This is a genomic window from Syntrophomonas sp. UBA1041, from assembly GCF_002316705.1.
In the GTDB taxonomy this organism is placed as follows: domain Bacteria; phylum Bacillota; class Syntrophomonadia; order Syntrophomonadales; family Syntrophomonadaceae; genus DTU019.
Genome location: NZ_DCEA01000013.1, coordinates 1 through 20,654, shown reverse-complemented (window position 1 = coordinate 20,654; position 20,654 = coordinate 1). Strand labels below are relative to the sequence as shown.

Genomic DNA, 20,654 nt, shown 5'->3' with positions numbered 1-20,654 from the left:
GGGAGTTTGGCCGGAGCGAAAATTATCAGTCTTTCTAATAAAAGGATTTTCGTTTACTTTTCTCTATTTTATTATTAAAATAAACTTAAAGGTCAATAATAGTCAAAGGGGATCTGGCCTTGAGAAGAAGCATAACTGACCGAATCGAACAATATATTAAGGTGTTGATCAACCGCAGTGATCTTCAGCAGATAGAAATACAGCGGGCCGAGTTGGCTGAAACCTTTTCATGTGTGCCCTCGCAGGTGACTTATGTATTGTCCACCCGCTTCAGCTATAAAGACGGCTATATCACTGAAAGCAGACGCGGCGGCAAGGGCTTTGTGCGCATTACCCGCGTTAAATCAGATGCCGGTAGTTGCAGCCGGGTGCAGGCTGATATAAAGGATCTGATTGCTCATTTAAAGGAGGACCAGCATCTGGGAGAATCTGAAGCCCGCTTGCTCCAGGACTTATTGTTTACTCTTTTTATGGATCTTTCCAAAGAACAGCGACATCTGGTTTTATCCAAGCTGGTTGAGGCCATGGCCCGATATTCCGGCTTGCAGACCGACTAGGAGGCTATAGATTATGCAGTGCGATGAATGTAAACAGAAACCGGCTACAGTCCATTTAACCGAAATGTACAATGGGCAGAAGAGCGAAATGCATTTATGCCCATCGTGCGCAGCCAAAAAAGGCGCCTTGATGTTTGATCCCAACCAGTTCAACATCCCTAACCTGCTGGGAGGATTTTTGGGCGGAAATCAAGCCCTGCAAGGTGCGGGTTTGGCCAATCCCACCACACAGGCTACCTGCCAGAATTGCGGGGTCAGGTTTATGGATATACGCAACACTGGTAAACTGGGATGCCCGAACTGCTATCAGGCTTTTGAGGATGAGCTGGAATCAGCACTGAAGAGGATTCACGGCAATAGCCAGCATACCGGCAAAATACCGCTGCGCAGCGGAGAAAAGACCAGGATAAAACGGCAGGTTGAAGACTTAAAGGAGCAGCTGCAGTCCGCGATTTTGGCAGAAGATTATGAGAAAGCCGCTGAAATTAGGGATGCATTAAAAGAAATTGAAAAAAAGCTGGATTAGAGGTGATATCCAGATGGGTATTGATTCTTTATTGTATAGCACTCATGTTGGTTGGATGGACAGTTCCGCCGGACCCGAAACGGATGTAGCCATAAGCAGCCGGGTCAGGCTGGCTCGAAATCTCGATGCGGTCCCTTTTCCGCATCTGTTGAATGAACAAACCGGAAAAAAAGTCATAGATCTGGTAAAGCAGGCTTGCTCCCAGAGTGAATATGAGCCATTGCGGTCCCTGCAGGGGGTGACCTTTGATCAGCTCTCTGAACTGGACCGCCAGATACTGATGGAAAAGCACTTGATCAGTCCTCAGCACGCTCACTTCAATGACAGTTATCGGGGCTTGCTGGTTAATGAAGACGGTTCACGGTCCATAATGATCAATGAAGAGGATCACCTGAGAATACAGGGCCTGTTGCCGGGCTTTGACCTGGAAAAATGCAATGATGCAGTGCAGATGCTGGATGATGAACTGGAAAAGGTTCTAACCTACGCTTTTGACGGATACCGCGGTTATCTGACCGCCTGCCCCACTAATGTGGGCACCGGGATGAGGGCTTCGGTAATGCTGCATCTGCCAGGGATGGCCATGACGGCCCAAACCAACCGCATTTTTCACAATATCGGCCAGCTGGGGATGACTGTCAGGGGTCTATATGGCGAAGGCACTGAAATACTGGGCAATTTCTATCAGCTTTCCAATCAGGTGACACTGGGACTAAGTGAAGAAGAAATCTGCCATAACCTGACCCTGGTAACACGCCAGATTATTGAACAGGAGCGCAGGGTGAGGGACAGCTTGCAGAAGGGTATGGCCTACCAGCTGCAGGACAGGATCGGCCGGGCTTATGGGTTGTTGAGCCATGCGGGTATCATCAGTTCCAACGAGGCTTTAACTCTGCTGTCTGACCTGCGTCTGGGTGTAGACCTGGGACTCATCACTCATATTCAGGCAACTGCCATTAACGAACTCATTGTAGCCATCAGGCCGGCTCACCTGCAAAAAAGAGCCGGGCAGGAGATGGATGCATTTCAACGTGATATAAAGAGGGCTGAAGTCATCAAAGATATTTTGTTCAGAAAATAAACCATAAGCCTTCGGGCTTGAAAAGGAGGATATGCGACTATGTTCAGAAAGTTTACACAACGTGCCCGTAACGCGGTCCTACACGCTCAGGAAGAAGCTAAACAATTGAACCATCCCGCAATAGGCACCGAACATATACTGTTAGGCTTGCTGCGTGAAGGTGAAGGGGTGGGGGCCAAGGCCTTGCTCAGCCTGGGTGTGGATCTGGAGAAGCTGAGGGAAGAAGTTACCAAAGTAATGGGAGAAAGCAATACCGCCCGGGAACAGCAGGCCGGAGATCTGCCCATCACGCCGCGGGCTAAAAAAGTGTTCAATCTGGCATTTGACGAAGCCCGCCTGCAGGGGGTTAATTATGTAGGCACCGAGCACCTGCTTCTGGCCCTGTTGAGGGAAGAAGAAGGCGTAGCCGGACAGGTCTTGATATCTATGTCGCTCAAGCTGGATGAGGTCAGGGAACAGGTCATTATCCTCCTGGGAGGAGAGACCCCTTCAAACCATCAGGGCGGTCAGTCCTATAACGAACAGCCCCCTACTCCCGTGCCGCCTCAATCCAAAAGGAAAGGCAAGAGCAAAACCCCGACTTTAGACGCCTTCAGCCGGGACTTGACCCAGGATGCCACCGAAGGCCGCCTGGATCCTGTAATCGGCCGCAACCGGGAAATTGAGCGGGTTATACAAGTTTTATCCCGCCGCACCAAAAACAATCCGGTTTTGATCGGTGATCCCGGGGTAGGCAAAACCGCCATAGTGGAAGGATTGGCCCAGCGCATCATGGAAAACCGGGTCCCTGAGATTCTGGGAGGCAAAAGGGTGGTTACCCTGGATCTATCCTCCATGATCGCCGGGACCAAATACCGCGGTGAATTTGAAGATCGACTCACCAAAATCATCGCGGAGATCAAAGGGGCCGGGGATATCATTATCTTCATAGACGAATTGCACACTATTGTTGGGGCCGGTGCTGCCGAGGGTGCTATTGATGCCGCCAATATTCTGAAGCCCTCCCTGGCTCGGGGTGAGTTCCAATGTGTGGGGGCCACTACCCTGGACGAATATCGCAAGCACATTGAGAAGGATGCCGCTTTGGAACGGCGCTTCCAACCTATTCTGGTGGATGAGCCCAGTCAGGAGGAGAGCATTGAAATCCTCAAGGGCCTGCGCGATCGCTATGAAGCGCATCATGGGGTGAAAATCAGCGATGAGGCCATAGAAGCGGCGGTGCGTCTATCGGCGCGCTATATCAGCGACCGCTTTCTTCCCGACAAAGCCATCGATCTTATCGATGAGGCCTCATCAAAGGTACGACTGATCAATTATATTGTGCCTGATGAACTAAAAGCCAAAGAAGCCAAATTAGAGGAACTTATTAAAGAGAAAGAAGAGGCGATCAACGCCCAGGAATATGAAAAAGCTGCCTACATGCGCGATGAAGAGCAACGGCTCAAAACTGAGATTGAAAACGACCGCAAGGAATGGGTCAACCAGCGCAATCTCACCGTGGGTTCAGTAGGCGAAGAAGAGATCGCCAGCATCGTTTCCAACTGGACCGGAGTTCCGGTAAGCAAACTGGCAGCCGAGGAAAGTGAGCGCCTGGTGAATCTGGAAGAGGTCTTACACCAGAGGGTGATCGGACAGGAGGAGGCGGTACAGGCCATATCCAGGGCAGTGCGGCGCTCCCGGGCCGGTTTGAAGAATCCCAAACGGCCTATCGGCTCCTTTGTTTTCCTGGGCCCCACCGGGGTCGGTAAGACTGAATTGGCCCGAGCCCTGGCCGAGGCCATGTTTGGCACCGAAGAGGCCGTGATACGGCTTGATATGTCGGAATATATGGAGAAACACGCCGTATCCAGGATGATCGGATCTCCTCCCGGCTATGTCGGTTACGACGAAGGTGGCCAACTTACCGAGAAGGTGCGCCGTAAGCCTTACTCGGTCATTCTCCTGGATGAAATCGAAAAGGCTCATCCTGATGTGTTCAATATCCTCTTGCAGGTATTGGAAGATGGCAGGCTCACGGACGGGCAGGGAAGAACGGTTGATTTTCGTAATACCATCTTGATCATGACTTCCAACGTAGGAGCCCAGATGATCAAGAGCGGCAATAAAGTCGGCTTTAGCACCGCGATTGACGAAGCCGAAAACTACAACCGCATGAAGGACCGGATCATGGAACAGCTCAAGCATACCTTCCGGCCCGAGTTTATCAACCGGGTGGATGAGTTGATTGTTTTCCAGAGCCTGTCTGAAGACGAATTGCGTCAAATCGTGGAGTTGCTGCTTAAAGACTTCTTCAAGCGGGTGGAGGAAAACGGCTATGAGATGCGAATCAGCGATGCGGCCAAGGCCATCATCATGAAAGAAGGTTTCGAACCGGCCTATGGCGCCCGGCCTTTGAAAAGGGCCCTGCAAAGACTCATTGAAGATGCCGTATCCGAAGAGATCCTTAAGAAAACCGTGCAGCCCGGCGATACCATTTTGATAGATGGTCAGGATGGACAGATTGTAGTCAAAAAGAAAATCGTGCAGCCGGGCGACACTATGATCGACGGTCAGGACGGCCAGATGGCAGTCAAAGAGTTGTAATACAAGGAAAGGCCAGGAAGATCGCTTCCCGGCCTTTTAACATCAATGAGCGCTAGCGCGAATTGTGCGCCGAAATGCGGGCGGCATAGCCGCCTTCCTTACGCATTTCGTGTGCATCGCGCCGCGGGCGTTTTATCAAACGCCCCTTCAGTAGGAGACCCGCCTCACTACTGAAGACAAATGTGTTTATCCCATCCACCAGCAGAGGCCGAGGTCTTAGGGGCGTTTGATAAAGCCATTCATCGAGGTTTTTTAACAGCTCTTTTTCCTGGTACGATTTGGTATATAATATTTTTGTAAGGAGCCAATAAGCGTTGAAGATATCAAATCGTTACGTATGTAATAACTGTGCCTATGAGAACAGCAAATGGCTGGGCAAATGTCCGGCCTGCGGGATGTGGAATACTTTTCAGGAAGAGATCCGGGCCAGCAAACCGGCCGCACCGGGCAGACTGCGGGTGGAGGCGGTGTCTCTGCCGAGTATTCCTGCCGGGGATGTAAAGCGCTGCAGCAGCGGTGTTGACGAATTGGACCGGGTTCTGGGGGGAGGCATGGTGCCGGGCTCGGTGATACTCATAGGCGGCAATCCCGGAATCGGCAAATCAACCCTTTTGTTGCAGGTGGCTCAGTCTATTGCCGGGCAGGGTGGGCCTGTCATTTACCTGTGCGGAGAAGAATCTTTGCAGCAGATCCGGCTGCGCTCCATGCGCCTTAACGTAGACAGCGCTGCTATTTTTTTGCTGGCCGAACAGAACATTGACCTCTTGGCAGAATATATAGAAAAAATAAAACCGGCTACAGTGATCATCGATTCTATACAAGCGGTTTACTGCAGCGAAATCTCCTCAATCCCCGGCAGTATAGCGCAATTACGCGAGTGCACCGCCCGTATTACCGATATTGCCAAAAAAAGCGGCATTACCTTTTTCTTAATCGGCCATGTTACCAAGGAGGGTGTTATTGCCGGCCCCAAGGTCCTGGAACACATGGTGGATGTGGTGGTCTCTTTCGAAGGTGATAAGAGTTTCTCTTTCAGGATATTGCGGGCAGTCAAAAACCGATTTGGATCCACAGATGAGATCGGGTTACTGGAAATGGGACCGGACGGTTTGCATGAAGTCCTGGATCCAGCCAGCATATTCTTAAGCTCACAGGCGGTATTTACCTCAGGGAACGCTATCACCACCAGTGTGGAGGGCAGCCGTCCCTTATTGATCGAGGTTCAGGCTCTGGTTTGCCCTTCAGGACCCGGTTATCCCAAACGCATGGCAACCGGAATAGACCAAAACCGCCTGGCCCTGATAACCGCGGTTTTGGAGAAACGCCTGGGTTTCCACCTGTCGGCCTGTGATGTATTTTTAAAGGTTACCGGCGGGGTTTTTTTGAAAGATCCCTCAGTGGACTTCGGCATTGCGGCGGCCATTATTTCAAGCCATTTGGATATTATAATACCGGCTGATACCGTATTTATCGGGGAGCTGGGTCTTTCCGGACAGATAAGGCCGGTGCCCTATCTGGAACTGCGCTTAAAAGAGATCGCCAAAATGGGATATCAGCGAGTGGTAGTCCCTAAACAGGGCAAACTGCCAGTAATGGCCAACCTGGTTGGCATTGAGGTGCAGACTATAGACGAGATTCTAGAGTTGATAAGGGAAGGATGATGGGGTTGGAAGATATTTATCAGGGACCGTTCAAGAAATACCTGGAGATGCTGGCGCCAGGAACAGTGTTCCGGATCGGGGTAGAAAATATTCTGCAAGCCAATACCGGGGGATTGATCGTGGTGGGGGATTCGCCGGAGCTGATGGCCATTGTGAACGGCGGGTTTCATATTGACTGCGAGTTCAGCCCGGCCCGGCTTTACGAGCTGGCCAAAATGGACGGAGCCATTATCACCAACCATAATGCCACCAGGATCCTCAAAGCCAATGTGCAGCTTTCTCCAGATTCCGCTCTGCCTTCCAACGAAACCGGTATACGCCATCGCACCGCGCAGAGGGTAGCCCGGCAAACCGGTGAGCTGGCGGTAGCGATTTCACAGCGGCGCAAGCAAGTGACCCTCTATCAGGGCAACATCACCTTTCGCCTACGGGACTTAAACTCCATCCTGGTCAAGGCCAATCAAGCCCTGCAAACCCTGGAGAAACATCGCAACGTACTGGGGCGGGAATTACATAGGCTCAGCGGACTGGAATTTGAAGATATGGTTACGGTTTCGGAAGTATGCGAGGTTTTGAAACGCGCTATTAAAGTATTGCGCATTGCCAGAGAGATAGAATACTATATCGTTGAACTGGGAGTGGAAGGGCGCCTGGTAAAAATGCAGCTTGATGAGATGGTGGCCAATGTCAGTGAAGAAGCTGGTTATATAGTACAGGACTATTATCATCATCAGGGCAAGTTGCCGCGCGTCATAGTCAACGAGCTCCTGCGGGCTTTTGAAGAAGACCTCTCTGACACTTTATACATTGCCCGGGTATTGGCCCTGGGCAGTGCCAGCAGCCATCTCGAACAGCAGATTGCACCGCGCGGCTACCGCATGCTGCAGCGCTTGCCCCGCATTCCGGGCTCTATTATAGCCAACCTGGTTGAACGGTTCGGGCTGTTATCAAATATTTTGAGAGCCACCATCGCTGAATTGGATGACGTTGAAGGCATCGGCGAAGTGCGGGCCCGCTATATCAAGAACGGCTTGAAAAGGATGCAGGAACAGCTTTTAATGGAGTATATGGTATAAAAAACCGCCTTGCGACGGTTTTTTATACCGTCGACAAAAGCGAATCACTGCGTTGCTCGCTCTGCACAGCTTGTTGACAAAGTCAACAAGCTGAATAACCGCCTTACAGGCGGTTATTGGTTAGCAAATTATAAAGGCCGGCATCAGGTCATGTTAAAAACACCCAGGGTGCTGGCTTTTTTATATTCTTTGAGAAATACATCATACATGTTGATATTGAGGGTATTGCACAAGGCTGCGGAATAGAAGAACAGTTTGCCTAACTCGGTGGTGATAACGTCTTCACAATTGGCGCAAAGCTCACCGCGGAGATGATCGTCAAGGTAACCTTTCAATTCTTCGAAGGATTCAATGCTTTCCGGTACCTGAATTTTGTTGGCTTCGATAGATACACATCCACAATCTGTAACTGATTTAATAAGAGCCCGATTGACCCGGCATGACGACTCGGAGAGCTTAGAGAGGATATCGCATATGCTGCGGTGTCTGATCAACAAATCCCCCACAACATTCTGGAATTCATCACAAATCAAGTCCTTCACAATGAGACCTGCCCCCTTTTCTTTGTGATTTGTTTAATTATAGACTGGGGCTAAAATGTTTGTCAATGCGGCCAATTCAAAGGTCAGGCCGCTTCAGGATTTAGAAGAATTTTCTAAATACCGTATAAATCCTTCCCCACCATATCAGAATAAGGATATGGAGGTGAAGAATATGTATACCAGTCCAAGAATTTCCACTGCAGTCTTGCTGGCCGCCCTTCTGGGGGTGTACTGGGTCAGTCAGCTGGCAGGCCTGTGGAACCGGGGTACAACTATCGAGAAGATAGTCTTTATCGCTGGTGGAGTATTGGTCTCATATCTGATGTTGAATGGATTAGTGGGTTATTGCCGCAAAGGGGTACGACGTTTAAATGAAATATTGGAAACTACCTCTATTGACATTCTTTTAGGCGGTATCGCCGGGCTTTTGCTGGGCATCATGGTTGGCGTATTGAGTACCTACCCGCTGTCTATGTTGAGAGGTTGGGGTCATTATCTCATCATTGCGGTCTTTTTAATATGTGGAGCCCTGGGAGTAAAGATCGGCACCAGCAGGGCCAGTGAGTTGTTTAGCCTGCTGCCTTTCTGGGGCTCTCCAGCTCAATACCCGGCGGAAGAACCCGACGAAACCAAAGTACTTGATACCAGCGCTATTATCGATGGGCGCATTTATGACGTTTGCCAGAGCAATTTTCTGGACGGCAAGCTGATAGTACCTACCTTTGTTATCGAAGAGCTGCAGCACATTGCTGATTCCTCGGATAATCTGCGCCGCAACAAAGGCAGGAGAGGTTTGGAATTACTGTCCAAAATGCAAAAACATCCCCAGATAAAAATTGATATAATTGAAGCAGACATACTCGAGGAGAGAGATGTTGACGCCAAATTGGTCAAGCTCTGTAAGCGCCTCAATGCCAGCATCATCACCAATGATTTCAACCTGAACAAGGTTTCAGAATTACAGGGTATCAAGGTTTTGAATATCAATGAGCTGGCCAATGCGGTTAAGATGATTGTCTATCCCGGGGAAAACATGCATATCAGCATCATCAAAGAAGGCAAGGAGTCTGGCCAGGGAGTGGGATATCTGGAGGATGGAACCATGGTGGTTGTGGAGGATGCACAAAACGACATCGGACGTGATCTTGATGTGGTAGTAACCAGCGTGTTTCAAACCGCCGCGGGCCGTATGATTTTTACCCGCAAGAGCCGGGAAGATCACCAGCATCATGCTCATCATTTGGAGAGCCAGGTACAAGCTGTACGAGAGGTGAATTTGTATGGATAACAACCTCCGGGTTGTTATAGCAGCAGCAGGTGTTGGACGTAGGATGGGCGGCGAGATCAACAAGCAATACAGACTACTGTTATCCAGGCCGGTATTGGCCTATTCTATCGATGTTTTTGAAGCCCATCCGCAGGTGGATGAAATCGTGGTGGTAGCTCATCCCGATGAGGTCAATTACTGCCAGCGTGAGGTAATCGGGCGCTACGGCTACAAAAAGGTATCCCGGGTAATACCCGGCGGAGCGGAACGGCAGGACTCGGTATGGGCCGGTCTGCAGAGCCTGGGTACGGATACCGCTTATGTGGCAGTTCATGACGGGGCCCGTCCCCTCTTGAGCAAGCAGCTGATCGACCGCTTGCTGGAATCAGCGCGGGAATGGGGGGCAGCCATTCCCGGGGTCATGGCCAGGGACACCTTAAAGATGATCGACCGGGACGAATTTGTAGGCCATACCCTGGATCGTTCCGTAGTATCATTGATTCAGACCCCGCAAATCTTTCAATATCAAGAACTGATACGGGCTTACGAATGTGCTTACCGGGATGATCTGATGGGCACTGATGATGCCAGTCTGTTCGAGGTCTACATCGGAAGGGTCAAGGTCGTTCCCGGAGAAGCCAACAATATAAAAATGACCACCACTGAAGATCTTTTGGTGGCGGAAGCCCTGTTGCGGATGAACCGGTCATAATGGGCAGCAAGGAGGTATTCATGCGCATTGGCACCGGCTATGATGTTCACAGACTGGTAGAGGGCCGCCGGCTGGTTTTGGGCGGGGTCGATATCCCGCATCCCACCGGGTTATTGGGCCATTCGGATGCCGATGTTTTATTGCATGCCGTCTGCGATGCCTTGCTGGGGGCTGCCGCCCTGGGTGATATCGGCCGCCATTTCCCCCCCGGGGATAGCCGTTACAAAAATATCAGCAGCAAGCTGCTTCTGGCCGAGGTCGGCAACAAAATCCGCCAGGCGGGATTTAAGGTTATAAATGTCGACGCCACGGTGGTCGCTGAAGAACCTCATCTGTCGGGTTATATCGGAGAGATGTCAGCCAATATTGCCGGTTGTTTGGGTATTGATCCCGGACAGGTGAATGTAAAGGCTACTACTACCGAAAGACTGGGATTTGAAGGCCAGAAGTTGGGCATATCCGCCCAGGTGGTGGCATTGCTGGGAGAGCTATAATATTTCGCCCCTGAACGAGGCAAGCTATGAAAAAAATTCAGGGGGAAGTTATATGAACAAAGGAAAAACGGCGATATTGCTATCGCTGTTATTGCTTTTCGGTGTAGTATTGATAGGTGAGCTAATCACCAGACCTGTAGTTATGACCAGTGATGATCCCCGGGTAGTGATCAGCTTTGGCCGGGATCTCACCACCGCCCAGCGCCAGGAAGTAGAGGCATTTTTTAAAGACTGGCAGGGCAGCAAAGAGGCTCAGATAATCACGGTCAGCAATGAGGAAGAACACCGCTATCTGGAAGGGGTAGTTGATAAAAGCCTTATCGGCAGCAAAGCCATATCCAGTGCTTATTGCGAATTATTGGCCAAGGGGCAGGGGATTGAAGTCAAAACCAAAAATATAGAGGCCATAACCCCGTTTATGTATGCCAACGCCTTGGCTACAGCAGGCATAGAGGATGCGCGGGTTATCGCTGCCAGCCCGGTAAAGGTCAGTGGTACCGCGGCTTTGACCGGGATGATCAAGGCGTTTGAACAGGCCAAAGGCGAACCGTTGCAGGAGAAGGCCAAAGAGACTGCCCATGAAGAGGTGGCTAGAATCTCTGAACTTGGGGAAAAGGTAGGCAAGGGCAATGCTGAAACCATCATCTACGAGGTCAAGCGAGAGGTGGTAGGCAAAAATATCACCGATCCCGAAGAGATCAGGGCCATCATCCTTAGAGTCAGCGCGGACCTGCACATCGATCTCTCCGCAGAAGATGTGGACCGCCTGGTGCAGCTGATGCTGGATGTGCAGAGACTTAACCTTAATATAAATCAATTGTCCAACCAGCTGCAGAACCTGCATCGGGATGTCTCCGAAGTCAGGAGCACCGGCAGGATGTTCTGGAACCTGGTGCAGGAGTGGCTGCAGAAGATACGATCCGGCTTAAACGGACTGAGCAGTATTATGAGCAGATAAGTGTTTACCCATAGAATTAACCGCTTAGGAGGGAGAATTTTTGAGTCAGATTAAGGTTCGCTTTGCGCCAAGTCCTACCGGACCTTTGCATATAGGAGGTGCGCGCTCGGCCCTGTTCAACTACCTGTTTGCCCGGCATTACGGCGGGGAACTGGTATTGCGCATCGAGGATACCGACCTGGAGCGATCCAGCCGGGAATATGAAGAAGAAATAATCGCTTCATTGCGCTGGCTGGGCATACAATGGGATGAGGGCATCGACAATGCAGGGGAGAACGGCCCTTACCGGCAGACCGAAAGGCTGTCGATTTATGAGCGATATACCAGGATGCTGCTTGAACAGGGCGATGCCTATTATTGCTTCTGCAGCGAAGCAGCCCTGGAGGAAGAGCGGCAGGCCTTAATGGCTAAAGGAGAGACCCCGCGTTATCTGGGGCGCTGCCGCCATCTCAGTGAGGAAGAGCGGGCCTCTTACCTGAGACAGGGTATCAAGCCGGTGGTGCGCTTTCGGGTGCCGCCCCGGCAGATATACGTGGTTGATGACCTGGTCCGGGGGCGGGTCAGCTTCGAAAGCGACGGGATGGGAGACTTCATCATCGTAAAATCAGACGGGCTGCCTACCTATAATTTTGCGGTGGTCATCGATGATGTACTCATGGGGATTACCCATGTTATACGCGCTGAGGAACACCTATCCAACACCCCGCGCCAGCTGATGATTTACGAAGCCCTGCATTTTAAACGGCCGGAATTTGCACATATTTCCTTGATTCTGGGCAGCGACCGCCAGAAAATGAGCAAACGCCACGGGGCCACTTCTTTGATGCAGTACCGGGAGATGGGTTATCTTCCTGAAGCCCTGGTCAACTTTTTGAGCTTGCTGGGTTGGTCGCCTGAGGGTGAAGAGCAGATCCTGGATATGGGTCAGATCATTGAGGCCTTTACCCTGGAACGGGTGGCCAAGAGCCCGGCGGTTTTTGACCTGGAGAAGCTTAATTGGATGAATGGGCAGTATATCCGCAAGCTCGATATCGAAACACTGGCGGAACGGGTTAAACCATACCTCCTGGCTTCTCCTTACCGGAACCAGATTGAAGCCCTCCCCCTGCAGCAATACCTCTTGCTGATAGCAACGGTCAAAGATCATCTGGTCTGTTTGAGCGATATCGTAAAAGAAGTAGCGCTGCTGTTCGAGCCGGTTAGCTTTGCCCCGGAGGCCCTGGAGGTTTTACAAGGGGAAAATACCGGGCTGGTCTTGCAGGCTTTTATAGAATCTTTTCCTGACAGTCTGGAGCCGGAGGTTATTAAACAACACCTGAAGCTGATCACCAAGCAGAACAAATTGAAGCCTAAAGATGTATTCATGCCTTTGCGCTGCTCCCTGAGCGGACAGGTGCACGGACCTGATCTGCCCAGTCTGATAAGTCTGTGGGGGAAAGAAGAAAGCCTTAATCGGGTGCAGCAGAGCTTGAAGATGTTAACAGGTAAATAGAGGAAAGCGCTATTCTGTTCGGTTTGGTTGACATAAAATTTTGTCCTGCATATAATTTAACTAATGATAAATATAAATGCTGGGAATGGGAGAAGTAGAGCCTCGATCGCTGCCAGAGAGAAAAGGTCACCGGCTGAGAGCCTTTTTACAGTATGAAGTTGCTCGAATATGCGCCCGGGAGCAGATATGCCGAAATAGGAGTAGGCATATCCGGTTAAAGACCGTTACCATGAAGAGAGGGGCGTTTATCGCCCAATTGGAGTGGAACCGCGGAAGTCAGCCTTTCGTCTCTTGGAGACGAAAGGCTTTTATATTTAAGGAGGGGAAATAATGTTTGCCATGCGACAAGAGGTGAAAGTAGTTTTTGAAAGGGATCCAGCCGCCAAGAGTGTGTTGGAGGTTCTATTCTGTTATCCGGGCTTTCATGCCATTATTCATCACCGCATAGCCCATTTTTTCTACCGGCATCGGCTATTTTTCGTGGCGCGTATGATATCGCACCTCAACCGGTTCCTGACCGGAATCGAGATCCATCCCGGGGCTAAAATTGGAAAAGGCTTGTTCATCGATCATGGCAGCGGGGTGGTTATCGGAGAAACCACCGAGATAGGGGATAATGTCACCTTGTATCAAGGCGTTACCCTGGGCGGCACCGGCAAGGAAAAAGGCAAGCGCCATCCCACCATCGGGGATAATGTGACTATCAGTGTCGGCGCCAAAGTACTGGGGAATATTAAAATTGGCAACAATGTTAAAATCGGCGGGGGCTCGGTGGTCCTGAAAGATGTGCCTTCCAATTGTACGGTAGTAGGGGTTCCGGGGAGAATAGCAGTGCGTGACGGCGCCAAGGTGGATGAGGTGGATCTGGAGCATAATGTCCTGCCTGATCCTGTGGCAGATATGTTCACCGTTATGCAGGAAAGAATCGATATTTTGGAGAAAAGAATAGCTGATATGGAGAAAGGAGAACTCCCCGATGCGCCTTTACAACACGTTAGGAGGCAGAAAGGAAGATTTGCAAACTCTGGAACCGCATAGGGTGAAAATGTATGTATGCGGTCCCACCACCTATAACTTTATTCACCTGGGCAATGCGCGGCCCCTGGCGGTTTTTGATACAGTAAGGAGATATCTGGCTTACCGCGGTTATGAGGTAATGTATGTGCAGAACTTCACCGACGTAGATGACAAGATAATAAACCGTGCCAATGAGGAAGGGGCAAATGCCCTGGAGTTGGCACAGCGCTATATTGACGCTTATTTTACCGATGCAGATGCCTTAAACATCAAGCGGGCCGATGCGCACCCCCAGGTCAGCCAGCATATGAACGAAATCGTGGCGTCGGTGCAGGGACTTATCGAAAAAGGCTATGCCTATGAGATAGATGGGGATGTCTATTACCGGGTAGCCGCTTTTAAAGATTACGGCAAGCTGTCAGGCCGGTCGTTGGAGGATATGCTGGCAGGCGCCAGGGTGGGAATTGATGAGCGCAAAGAGAATGCGATGGATTTCGCCTTGTGGAAAAAGGCCAAAGCGGGAGAACCGTCCTGGCCAAGCCCCTGGGGGGCTGGCCGGCCCGGCTGGCATATCGAATGTTCGGTAATGTCCACCAAGTACCTGGGGGATAGCTTCGATATACACGGCGGAGGCAGCGACCTGATCTTCCCCCATCATGAAAACGAGATAGCCCAGGCGGAAGCCTTGACTGGTCAGCCTTTTGTGCGTTATTGGATGCACAATGGTTTCATTACCGTAAATAATGAGAAGATGTCAAAATCCCTGGGCAACTTCTTTGTCCTGCGGGATATACTGGCTCAATACCCGGCCGATGTGGTGCGCTTCTACCTAATCAGCACTCATTACCGCAGTCCCCTGGATTTTGACGACGGCAAACTGGAGGAGGCCCGCAAAGCCCTGGGAAGGCTTAAGACCACTCTGCTCCTGGCTGCGGAATTTATGGAAAACGGTGCCGCTGCTGGCCTGTTAGGCCCCCGGGAAGAGGAATTCATCAAATCATTAGAGGCTCAGCAGGGCTACTTCATCGAAGCCATGGATGACGATTTCAACACCGCCAGGGCACTGGGGCATCTCTTCGAGATGTCGCACTCTATCAATAGCTACGTGGCCGGGGCGGATAAAAACAATCCCGCCCATCAAGCCGCGGTACGGCAGGCCCATCAGCTTCTCTTTGAATTGGGAGACGTTTTGGGAATCTTTATCACCCCTCAAAACCAGGGCGGTGCAGTGGTAGAAGAGGTCCTGCAGGTGCTGGCCGGGCTGCGCAGCCAGGCCAGAGCCGAGAAGGATTATCAACTGGCTGATCAAATTCGTGATTTCTTTGCGCAGATAGAGGTCAGGGTGGAAGACACCCCGGACGGCAGCCGCTTCCGTTTCGAACAACCGCCCCGGCTCAAAACCCTGGTAGAACAGCTGATTGCTTTGCGCGCTGCCTTTAAGCAGAATAAGGCCTTTGACAAAGCCGACTTAATTCGCAACAGGCTCCAGGAAGCAGGAGTTGTTCTGGAGGATACCCGGGAAGGAGTACGCTGGAAGCTTGCTGATGCCTGAAGCAATCAATGAAAATGAGTTAAGACAATATTCCGCGGTGGTTTTGGCCTTTGTCGGCGATGCGGTTTTCGAGCTTCTGGTAAGGTCCCGCTTGGTCGCGCACGGCCAGCGCAAAGTCAAGGAACTGCATCTGGATACGGTATCCCGGGTGAAGGCCGCCAGCCAGGCCAAAATGGTGCAGGGACTATCTTCCCAGCTCACCGAGGTGGAACAGGAAATTTTCCGCCGGGGCCGTAATGCCAAAACCAGCCCGCCGCGCCATGCCGATATTTCCGACTACCGGTTAAGCACCGGATTTGAGGCGGTCCTGGGATATCTCTATTTAAAAGGGGATATGGAGCGTCTGCAGTATCTAGCCAACCTGGCCCTGGATAATGAAGACAAGCCCGTATAGGCGCCGGGGCAACGTGTACCGCCTCCGGACCTGCCCGTCACGGCTCAAAATTTAGATTATTTTAAAGCGGAGAGGATAGATCAGGTTGATTATAGTAAAACCACAGGTATTGGTCCCTGCGGACGCCTTCGACGGCCACATCGCGCAAAAGCTGGAAAGATACGCCCGGGTTTGTTATAAATCGGAGCAGCAAATGAACCCCGGGGGGGACCCTGATTTTCTCAGGCGTATTGTGAAAAGCGGGCATGAGTCCATTGTAGAGCATGAAAAAGTGACGGTCATGTTTGTAATCGACCGCGGGGTTTCCCATGAAATAGTGAGGCATCGGGTGGGAGCCGCCTATTCCCAGGAAAGCACCCGCTACTGTCGTTATAGCCACAGCAAATTTGGCAGCGAGATCACAGTTATCGAACCTTTTTTCTTTGCAGAAGATGAGTCCGCTAATCGATTGTGGTCTGAATCCTGTGCAGTAGCCGAAAAGAATTATATGGCTTTACTGGAGCTTGGTCGCAGCGCCCAGGAGGCCAGGTCGATTCTGCCCAATTCGCTCAAAACCGAAATCGTTGTGACTTACAACCTCCGCGAGTGGCGGCATTTTTTCCGCCTGCGCTGCGACAAAGCTGCACACCCACAAATGCGTCAGGTAGCTATACCGCTGCTGCTACATTTCAAAACCCACCTTCCGGTCTTATTTGATGATGTCCCCTATGATAAGGAATTCCCAGCCAGTCACTATGCAGCAATGATTACCACTGACGATTTGTTTCAACCTCTGATTCCAGAATGAAGATAGCTTAAAATTGTATTCGTTTATAAAAACGGCTGACGGAGAGACTCCGGGAGCCGTTTTTATGGTGATTTACAGCGGGTATGAGATTAAATAAGAATAAAAGATTGGGTAATTTGAAAAGATATCCTTAATTTATGGTATATCTAATCAATTCGAGGAGCAAATAATTGCTATGCATGTATTCACCGCAATTATTTCTATCATTGCCGCCTGGCGTTGGGGAGACTGGAGGAATTGGAAAAAATACCATTCAACCATGCTGTTCGTAGTTGTGGGAAATTTAACCTATAATTTTATTTGTGCCAATCACTTCTTGTGGAGATTAATTCCAGAATTTTTTAGTAATCATACTATTGCAGAACTAGGCTATACTTTTATTGTTTTTCCAGCCAATGCATTACTATTCTTATCAAATTATCCTGATAATACCCTCAAAAAAACAATCTACTATATAAAATGGATATTTATCTATATTATTGTCGAATATCTTTTCTTAATAAATAATGGTATCATTCATGATTATGGCTGGAATATCTGGTGGTCTCTAGCTTTCATAAGTATAATGTTTCCTTTGCTCAGGCTTCACCACACCAAACCGTTGTTAGCTTACTTATTTGCAACAGCAATGGGTAGTTTTATCATTTTTTATTTTGATGTGCCTGTTGAGATTCCAATGGAGTTTAGAAAGTAAAGATGCTTTGGTGGTGATCATGTGCGAAGAATAAGCATTATAACGGTTATTCTTATTATTCTCACCGCGGTGGGATGTCATAATGAAAATGAAATAATATATACAGGATCAAACAGTGTTAAAAAGCCTATGGAAGCTCTGGCAAAGGCTTATATGCAAAAGAACCCGCAAATTAAAATCAAAGTAATGGGCAGTGGCTCAGATTCTTTTCATATTTCAAATGAAGTTATTTATGGTCAGTCTAGAGAAATTAAACCGGAAGAAGAAAAATGGGCCAAGAAATATGGTCCTGTTCAACGAGAAAAATTTTGTTATGGAGCCATAGCAATATTTGTTCATCCTGAAAATCCCATAAATGGCCTGGATATGGAACAACTAAGAAAGATTTATAGTGGTCAGGTGAAGAACTGGAAAGAAGTGGGCGGAGAAGATAATCCTATAGCTGTTGTAGCCAGGGGCGGACGCTCCGGCTCCGAGGAGTTTTTCGAAAAAGAAGTTCTTAAAGAAGATAAAATCACTAATCGCAGATATAGTTTGGGCCTGAACAATGAAGTTGTTGAAATTGTGTCCAAGCACAAATTTGCTATAGGTTATGCCGAAGTGGCATACGTCGACAACACTGTTAAAACATTGACTCTGGCAGAGAATCCAAATACTCCCGGCGTATTGCCGGAGCTTAAAAACTTAAAGGACCAGACCTATCCTCTTACGCGTCCGCTTTATCTATTAATTAAAGAGGATGCTAAAGCGAATGTAAAAGATTTTTTGAATTTTATACTGAGTCCTGAGGGACAAACCGTACTGGAGGATATTCAATATGCTCCGATAACATAGTAAACTAAGATATAATGGGGTTGGGCTCATGGAATTTCTAAGAAACATAAATCCCGACGAAATTCAAATTGTTTTTTGGGCTGTTTTAATTTTACCCTGGGTTTTATTTTTTTCCCTGGTTGACTGGAACAAAATAAAGACCCTGAATAGTGTTGGATTACTTATTGGGTTATTAGCTATGATCGGGGATACAATCGGTACCAGTTTAAAACTGTGGATTTATCCGGTAGAATTATTGCCGGTGTTCCACAATTTTTTCCCGATAAACCTGTCTCTCCTACCGGTTGAAAGCATGTTAACTGTTCAGTTCATGCCTAAGAACCCGATAAAAAAGATAGCATTGATTCTCTGTGTGGGCTTGTTTAATGTTATAGCAGAATATTTATTTGAAGGAAATACCAGTGCGGTTTTTTATCCTTATTGGAAACCCATATATTCTTTGCCTTTTTATCTAGCTTTATTTTATTTTGGTTATATCTATCATAATTGGATCACGAGGGATAAAGCGAACCAGCCAATAGCAAGCGACAGCCAAACTGGAGATTGAGATAACATGACAGCAGAAGGCGGATAGACTTAAATGAGTGAAATATTAGTGGGCATAAACAGCATTATGGAGGCTCTTAAAGGCCGCCGCAAGATTCACAAAATCTATGTGCAGGAAGGGCGGCAGGGTAAACGCATCACCGATTTGCTGGGTCTAGCCCAGGTTAAAGGGGTTTTTGTGCAAACCGTTGAAAAGCGGCGCCTGGATCATATGTATACCCTGGGAAACCATCAAGGGATCATTGCCGCTGTAGACCAGTACCCTTACGCCAGTGTGGACGACATGCTCAACCTAGCGGGGGATAAGGGGCAGCAGCCCTTGTTGCTGGTATTGGATGGTATAGAAGACGCCCGCAATCTGGGAGCCGTAATCCGTACCGCGGAGTGTGCCGGCGTACATGGTATTATTATTCCCCGGCATAATTCCGCCGAGATAAATGAGTATGCGGTGCGCAGCTCGGCAGGGGCGCTTGAACATATGCTGATCGCCCGTGAAACCAACCTGGTCAATACCCTCAAAGACCTCAAGACCCGGGGGATGTGGGTGGTCGGTGCTGAAGCGCATGCCGATGCTTATTATTATCAGGCCGATATACCTCTGCCGGCCGTTGTGGTGACAGGGGGGGAAGGCAAGGGGATAAGGCGCTTGGTGCGCGAACAGTGTGACCTCTTGCTTAAGATCCCTATGTTCGGCGTCATTAACTCGCTGAATGCCTCGGTTGCTGCAGCCTTAATCCTTTATGAGATCGTACGCCAGCAACAACGCTCGGGCAAACCGGGCTCCCCAAACCCTATAAATTAATAACAAAATATGGGAAAAGTCCTATGCAGGTGTCTTGACGATACCAGTGGTACTGGCTATAATTAATTTGACGTTTAAAGACAAGCGTCAGTTTTGCGGGTGCCCACAACAATTAATGGAGGCGATAGGATGCCAAATTCCATCGCTGCGAAACAGTATTTTCTAACCTATGCCGAAATGCTTGACGAAGACATTGTGGAATTGGCCCAGCAAGGTGAACAATTTGCTGTTGAATTCCTGGTGGACAAGTATAAGAATTTCGTGCGAGCCAAGGCCCGGTCTTATTTCCTGATTGGCGCAGATAAGGAAGATATCATTCAGGAAGGTATGATCGGCCTTTTCAAAGCGATTCGGGACTATAAGCTGGACAAACTTACTTCATTCAGGGCTTTTGCTGAGTTATGCATAACCCGCCAGATAATAACAGCCATAAAAACGGCGACTAGACAGAAACACATTCCCCTCAATTCCTATGTATCTTTAAATAAACCGGTTTATGATGAGGAATCCGATCGAACCTTGATCGATATCCTTTCCACTACCCGGATCACCAATCCTGAGGAGATCATCATCAGCCGGGAAGAATTTGTCTTTATAGAAAAGAAAATGGGCGAGATATTGAGTTCCCTGGAGTGGAAAGTTTTAATGGCCTACCTGGAAGGTAAATCCTATCAAGAGATAGCAGTCGACTTAAAAAGGCATGTTAAGTCGATTGATAACGCCCTGCAGCGGGTGAAGCGCAAGCTGGAAAAATACCTGGAAGATCGGGGCGAACTATAACCTATCGAGTCCACTCGCCTTTTCACTATGGTACAAACTAACTGAATAAAAGGTTTCACGTGAAACTATTGACTTTGCTCGGTACAGCGTATAAAATATTATTTGCTGAGCCGAGCTAGCTCAAGGGTAGAGCAGCTGATTTGTAATCAGCAGGTTGCGGGTTCAAATCCTGTGCTCGGCTCCAGAAAAACAAAACATGGAGGGATACCCAAGCGGCCAAAGGGGGCAGACTGTAAATCTGTTGGTATTACCTTCGATGGTTCGAATCCATCTTCCCCCACCATAAAGAAAAACTGTCG

General features: G+C 49.2%; 21 protein-coding genes, 2 tRNA genes and 1 other annotated feature. Of the genes, 22 read left to right on the top strand and 1 reads right to left on the bottom strand.

The window, feature by feature from the left end; translation table 11 throughout:
- Positions 1-119 precede the first annotated feature (119 nt).
- The 6 genes from B2633_RS02530 to disA all read left to right on the top strand — a co-directional run bounded on the left by B2633_RS02530 (position 120) and on the right by disA (position 7,484).
- On the top strand, positions 120-557 hold the full coding sequence (locus B2633_RS02530) for a CtsR family transcriptional regulator (RefSeq protein WP_483168965.1): 438 nt from the start codon (positions 120-122) through the stop codon (positions 555-557).
- Between the two features lie 13 nt (positions 558-570).
- Positions 571-1,083 carry a UvrB/UvrC motif-containing protein gene (locus tag B2633_RS02525; protein ID WP_483168964.1) on the top strand — a complete coding sequence of 171 codons (513 nt, stop codon included), beginning with the start codon at positions 571-573 and terminating at the stop codon, positions 1,081-1,083.
- Positions 1,064-2,164 carry a protein arginine kinase gene (locus B2633_RS02520; protein ID WP_483168963.1) on the top strand — a complete coding sequence of 367 codons (1,101 nt, stop codon included), beginning with the start codon at positions 1,064-1,066 and terminating at the stop codon, positions 2,162-2,164. The genes B2633_RS02525 and B2633_RS02520 overlap by 20 nt, the downstream gene beginning before the upstream one ends.
- Positions 2,165-2,203: 39 nt before the next feature.
- Positions 2,204-4,747, top strand: a complete 2,544-nt coding sequence (locus B2633_RS02515) for an ATP-dependent Clp protease ATP-binding subunit (protein WP_483168962.1) — start codon at positions 2,204-2,206, stop codon at positions 4,745-4,747.
- A 314-nt stretch (positions 4,748-5,061) separates the two neighbouring features.
- Positions 5,062-6,408, top strand: a complete 1,347-nt coding sequence (gene radA / locus B2633_RS02510) for a DNA repair protein RadA (RefSeq protein ID WP_483168961.1) — start codon at positions 5,062-5,064, stop codon at positions 6,406-6,408.
- The gene (gene disA / locus B2633_RS02505; protein WP_483168960.1) at positions 6,405-7,484 is read left to right on the top strand and encodes a DNA integrity scanning diadenylate cyclase DisA; all 1,080 of its coding nucleotides are present in this window, start codon (positions 6,405-6,407) and stop codon (positions 7,482-7,484) included. Before radA ends, disA begins: the two co-directional genes overlap by 4 nt.
- A 143-nt stretch (positions 7,485-7,627) precedes the next feature.
- Here the strand turns inward: disA and B2633_RS02500 are convergent, their stop codons facing one another.
- A complete protein-coding gene (locus tag B2633_RS02500) occupies positions 7,628-8,026 on the bottom strand; it encodes a nucleoside triphosphate pyrophosphohydrolase family protein (RefSeq protein ID WP_481041649.1) in 399 nt (132 codons plus the stop codon).
- Between the two features lie 172 nt (positions 8,027-8,198).
- On the opposite strand from B2633_RS02500, the gene B2633_RS02495 reads away from it, so the two are divergent.
- The 16 genes from B2633_RS02495 to B2633_RS02420 all read left to right on the top strand — a co-directional run bounded on the left by B2633_RS02495 (position 8,199) and on the right by B2633_RS02420 (position 20,638).
- The gene (locus B2633_RS02495; RefSeq protein WP_483168959.1) at positions 8,199-9,314 is read left to right on the top strand and encodes a PIN/TRAM domain-containing protein; all 1,116 of its coding nucleotides are present in this window, start codon (positions 8,199-8,201) and stop codon (positions 9,312-9,314) included.
- The gene (gene ispD, locus B2633_RS02490; RefSeq protein WP_483168958.1) at positions 9,307-10,005 is read left to right on the top strand and encodes a 2-C-methyl-D-erythritol 4-phosphate cytidylyltransferase; all 699 of its coding nucleotides are present in this window, start codon (positions 9,307-9,309) and stop codon (positions 10,003-10,005) included. Before B2633_RS02495 ends, ispD begins: the two co-directional genes overlap by 8 nt.
- Positions 10,006-10,025: 20 nt before the next feature.
- Positions 10,026-10,499, top strand: coding sequence for a 2-C-methyl-D-erythritol 2,4-cyclodiphosphate synthase (gene ispF, locus B2633_RS02485; RefSeq protein WP_483168956.1), 474 nt, complete (start codon positions 10,026-10,028; stop codon positions 10,497-10,499).
- Between the two features lie 52 nt (positions 10,500-10,551).
- Positions 10,552-11,457 (top strand): DUF1002 domain-containing protein, encoded by a 906-nt coding sequence (locus B2633_RS02480; RefSeq protein WP_483168954.1) that lies wholly within the window; start codon positions 10,552-10,554, stop codon positions 11,455-11,457.
- Between the two features lie 40 nt (positions 11,458-11,497).
- Positions 11,498-12,949, top strand: a complete 1,452-nt coding sequence (gene gltX, locus B2633_RS02475) for a glutamate--tRNA ligase (RefSeq protein WP_483168953.1) — start codon at positions 11,498-11,500, stop codon at positions 12,947-12,949.
- 72 nt (positions 12,950-13,021) lie between these two features.
- Positions 13,022-13,244 (top strand) — a binding site (T-box leader).
- A gap of 35 nt (positions 13,245-13,279) precedes the next feature.
- Complete coding sequence (gene cysE / locus B2633_RS02470; protein WP_483168952.1) at positions 13,280-13,987, top strand: serine O-acetyltransferase; 708 nt, start codon at positions 13,280-13,282, stop codon at positions 13,985-13,987.
- Positions 13,926-15,518, top strand: a complete 1,593-nt coding sequence (cysS, locus tag B2633_RS02465) for a cysteine--tRNA ligase (protein WP_483168951.1) — start codon at positions 13,926-13,928, stop codon at positions 15,516-15,518. The genes cysE and cysS overlap by 62 nt, the downstream gene beginning before the upstream one ends.
- Complete coding sequence (locus B2633_RS02460) at positions 15,511-15,912, top strand: Mini-ribonuclease 3 (protein ID WP_483168949.1); 402 nt, start codon at positions 15,511-15,513, stop codon at positions 15,910-15,912. Before cysS ends, B2633_RS02460 begins: the two co-directional genes overlap by 8 nt.
- 85 nt (positions 15,913-15,997) lie before the next feature.
- Complete coding sequence (thyX, locus tag B2633_RS02455; protein WP_483168948.1) at positions 15,998-16,699, top strand: FAD-dependent thymidylate synthase; 702 nt, start codon at positions 15,998-16,000, stop codon at positions 16,697-16,699.
- Between the two features lie 175 nt (positions 16,700-16,874).
- Complete coding sequence (locus tag B2633_RS02450) at positions 16,875-17,393, top strand: CBO0543 family protein (protein WP_483168947.1); 519 nt, start codon at positions 16,875-16,877, stop codon at positions 17,391-17,393.
- A gap of 21 nt (positions 17,394-17,414) precedes the next feature.
- Complete coding sequence (locus tag B2633_RS02445) at positions 17,415-18,227, top strand: phosphate ABC transporter substrate-binding protein (RefSeq protein WP_483168945.1); 813 nt, start codon at positions 17,415-17,417, stop codon at positions 18,225-18,227.
- Between the two features lie 28 nt (positions 18,228-18,255).
- Complete coding sequence (locus B2633_RS02440; protein ID WP_481041625.1) at positions 18,256-18,774, top strand: CBO0543 family protein; 519 nt, start codon at positions 18,256-18,258, stop codon at positions 18,772-18,774.
- Positions 18,775-18,807: 33 nt separating this feature from the next.
- Entirely contained in the window at positions 18,808-19,575 is a 768-nt protein-coding gene (rlmB, locus tag B2633_RS02435; RefSeq protein ID WP_483168944.1) for a 23S rRNA (guanosine(2251)-2'-O)-methyltransferase RlmB, read from the top strand.
- 129 nt (positions 19,576-19,704) lie between these two features.
- Entirely contained in the window at positions 19,705-20,355 is a 651-nt protein-coding gene (gene sigH, locus B2633_RS02430) for an RNA polymerase sporulation sigma factor SigH (protein ID WP_481041621.1), read from the top strand.
- A gap of 109 nt (positions 20,356-20,464) precedes the next feature.
- Positions 20,465-20,539, top strand: a tRNA-Thr gene (locus B2633_RS02425).
- A 14-nt stretch (positions 20,540-20,553) separates the two neighbouring features.
- Positions 20,554-20,638: transfer RNA gene (locus tag B2633_RS02420), tRNA-Tyr, on the top strand.
- Positions 20,639-20,654 lie beyond the last annotated feature (16 nt).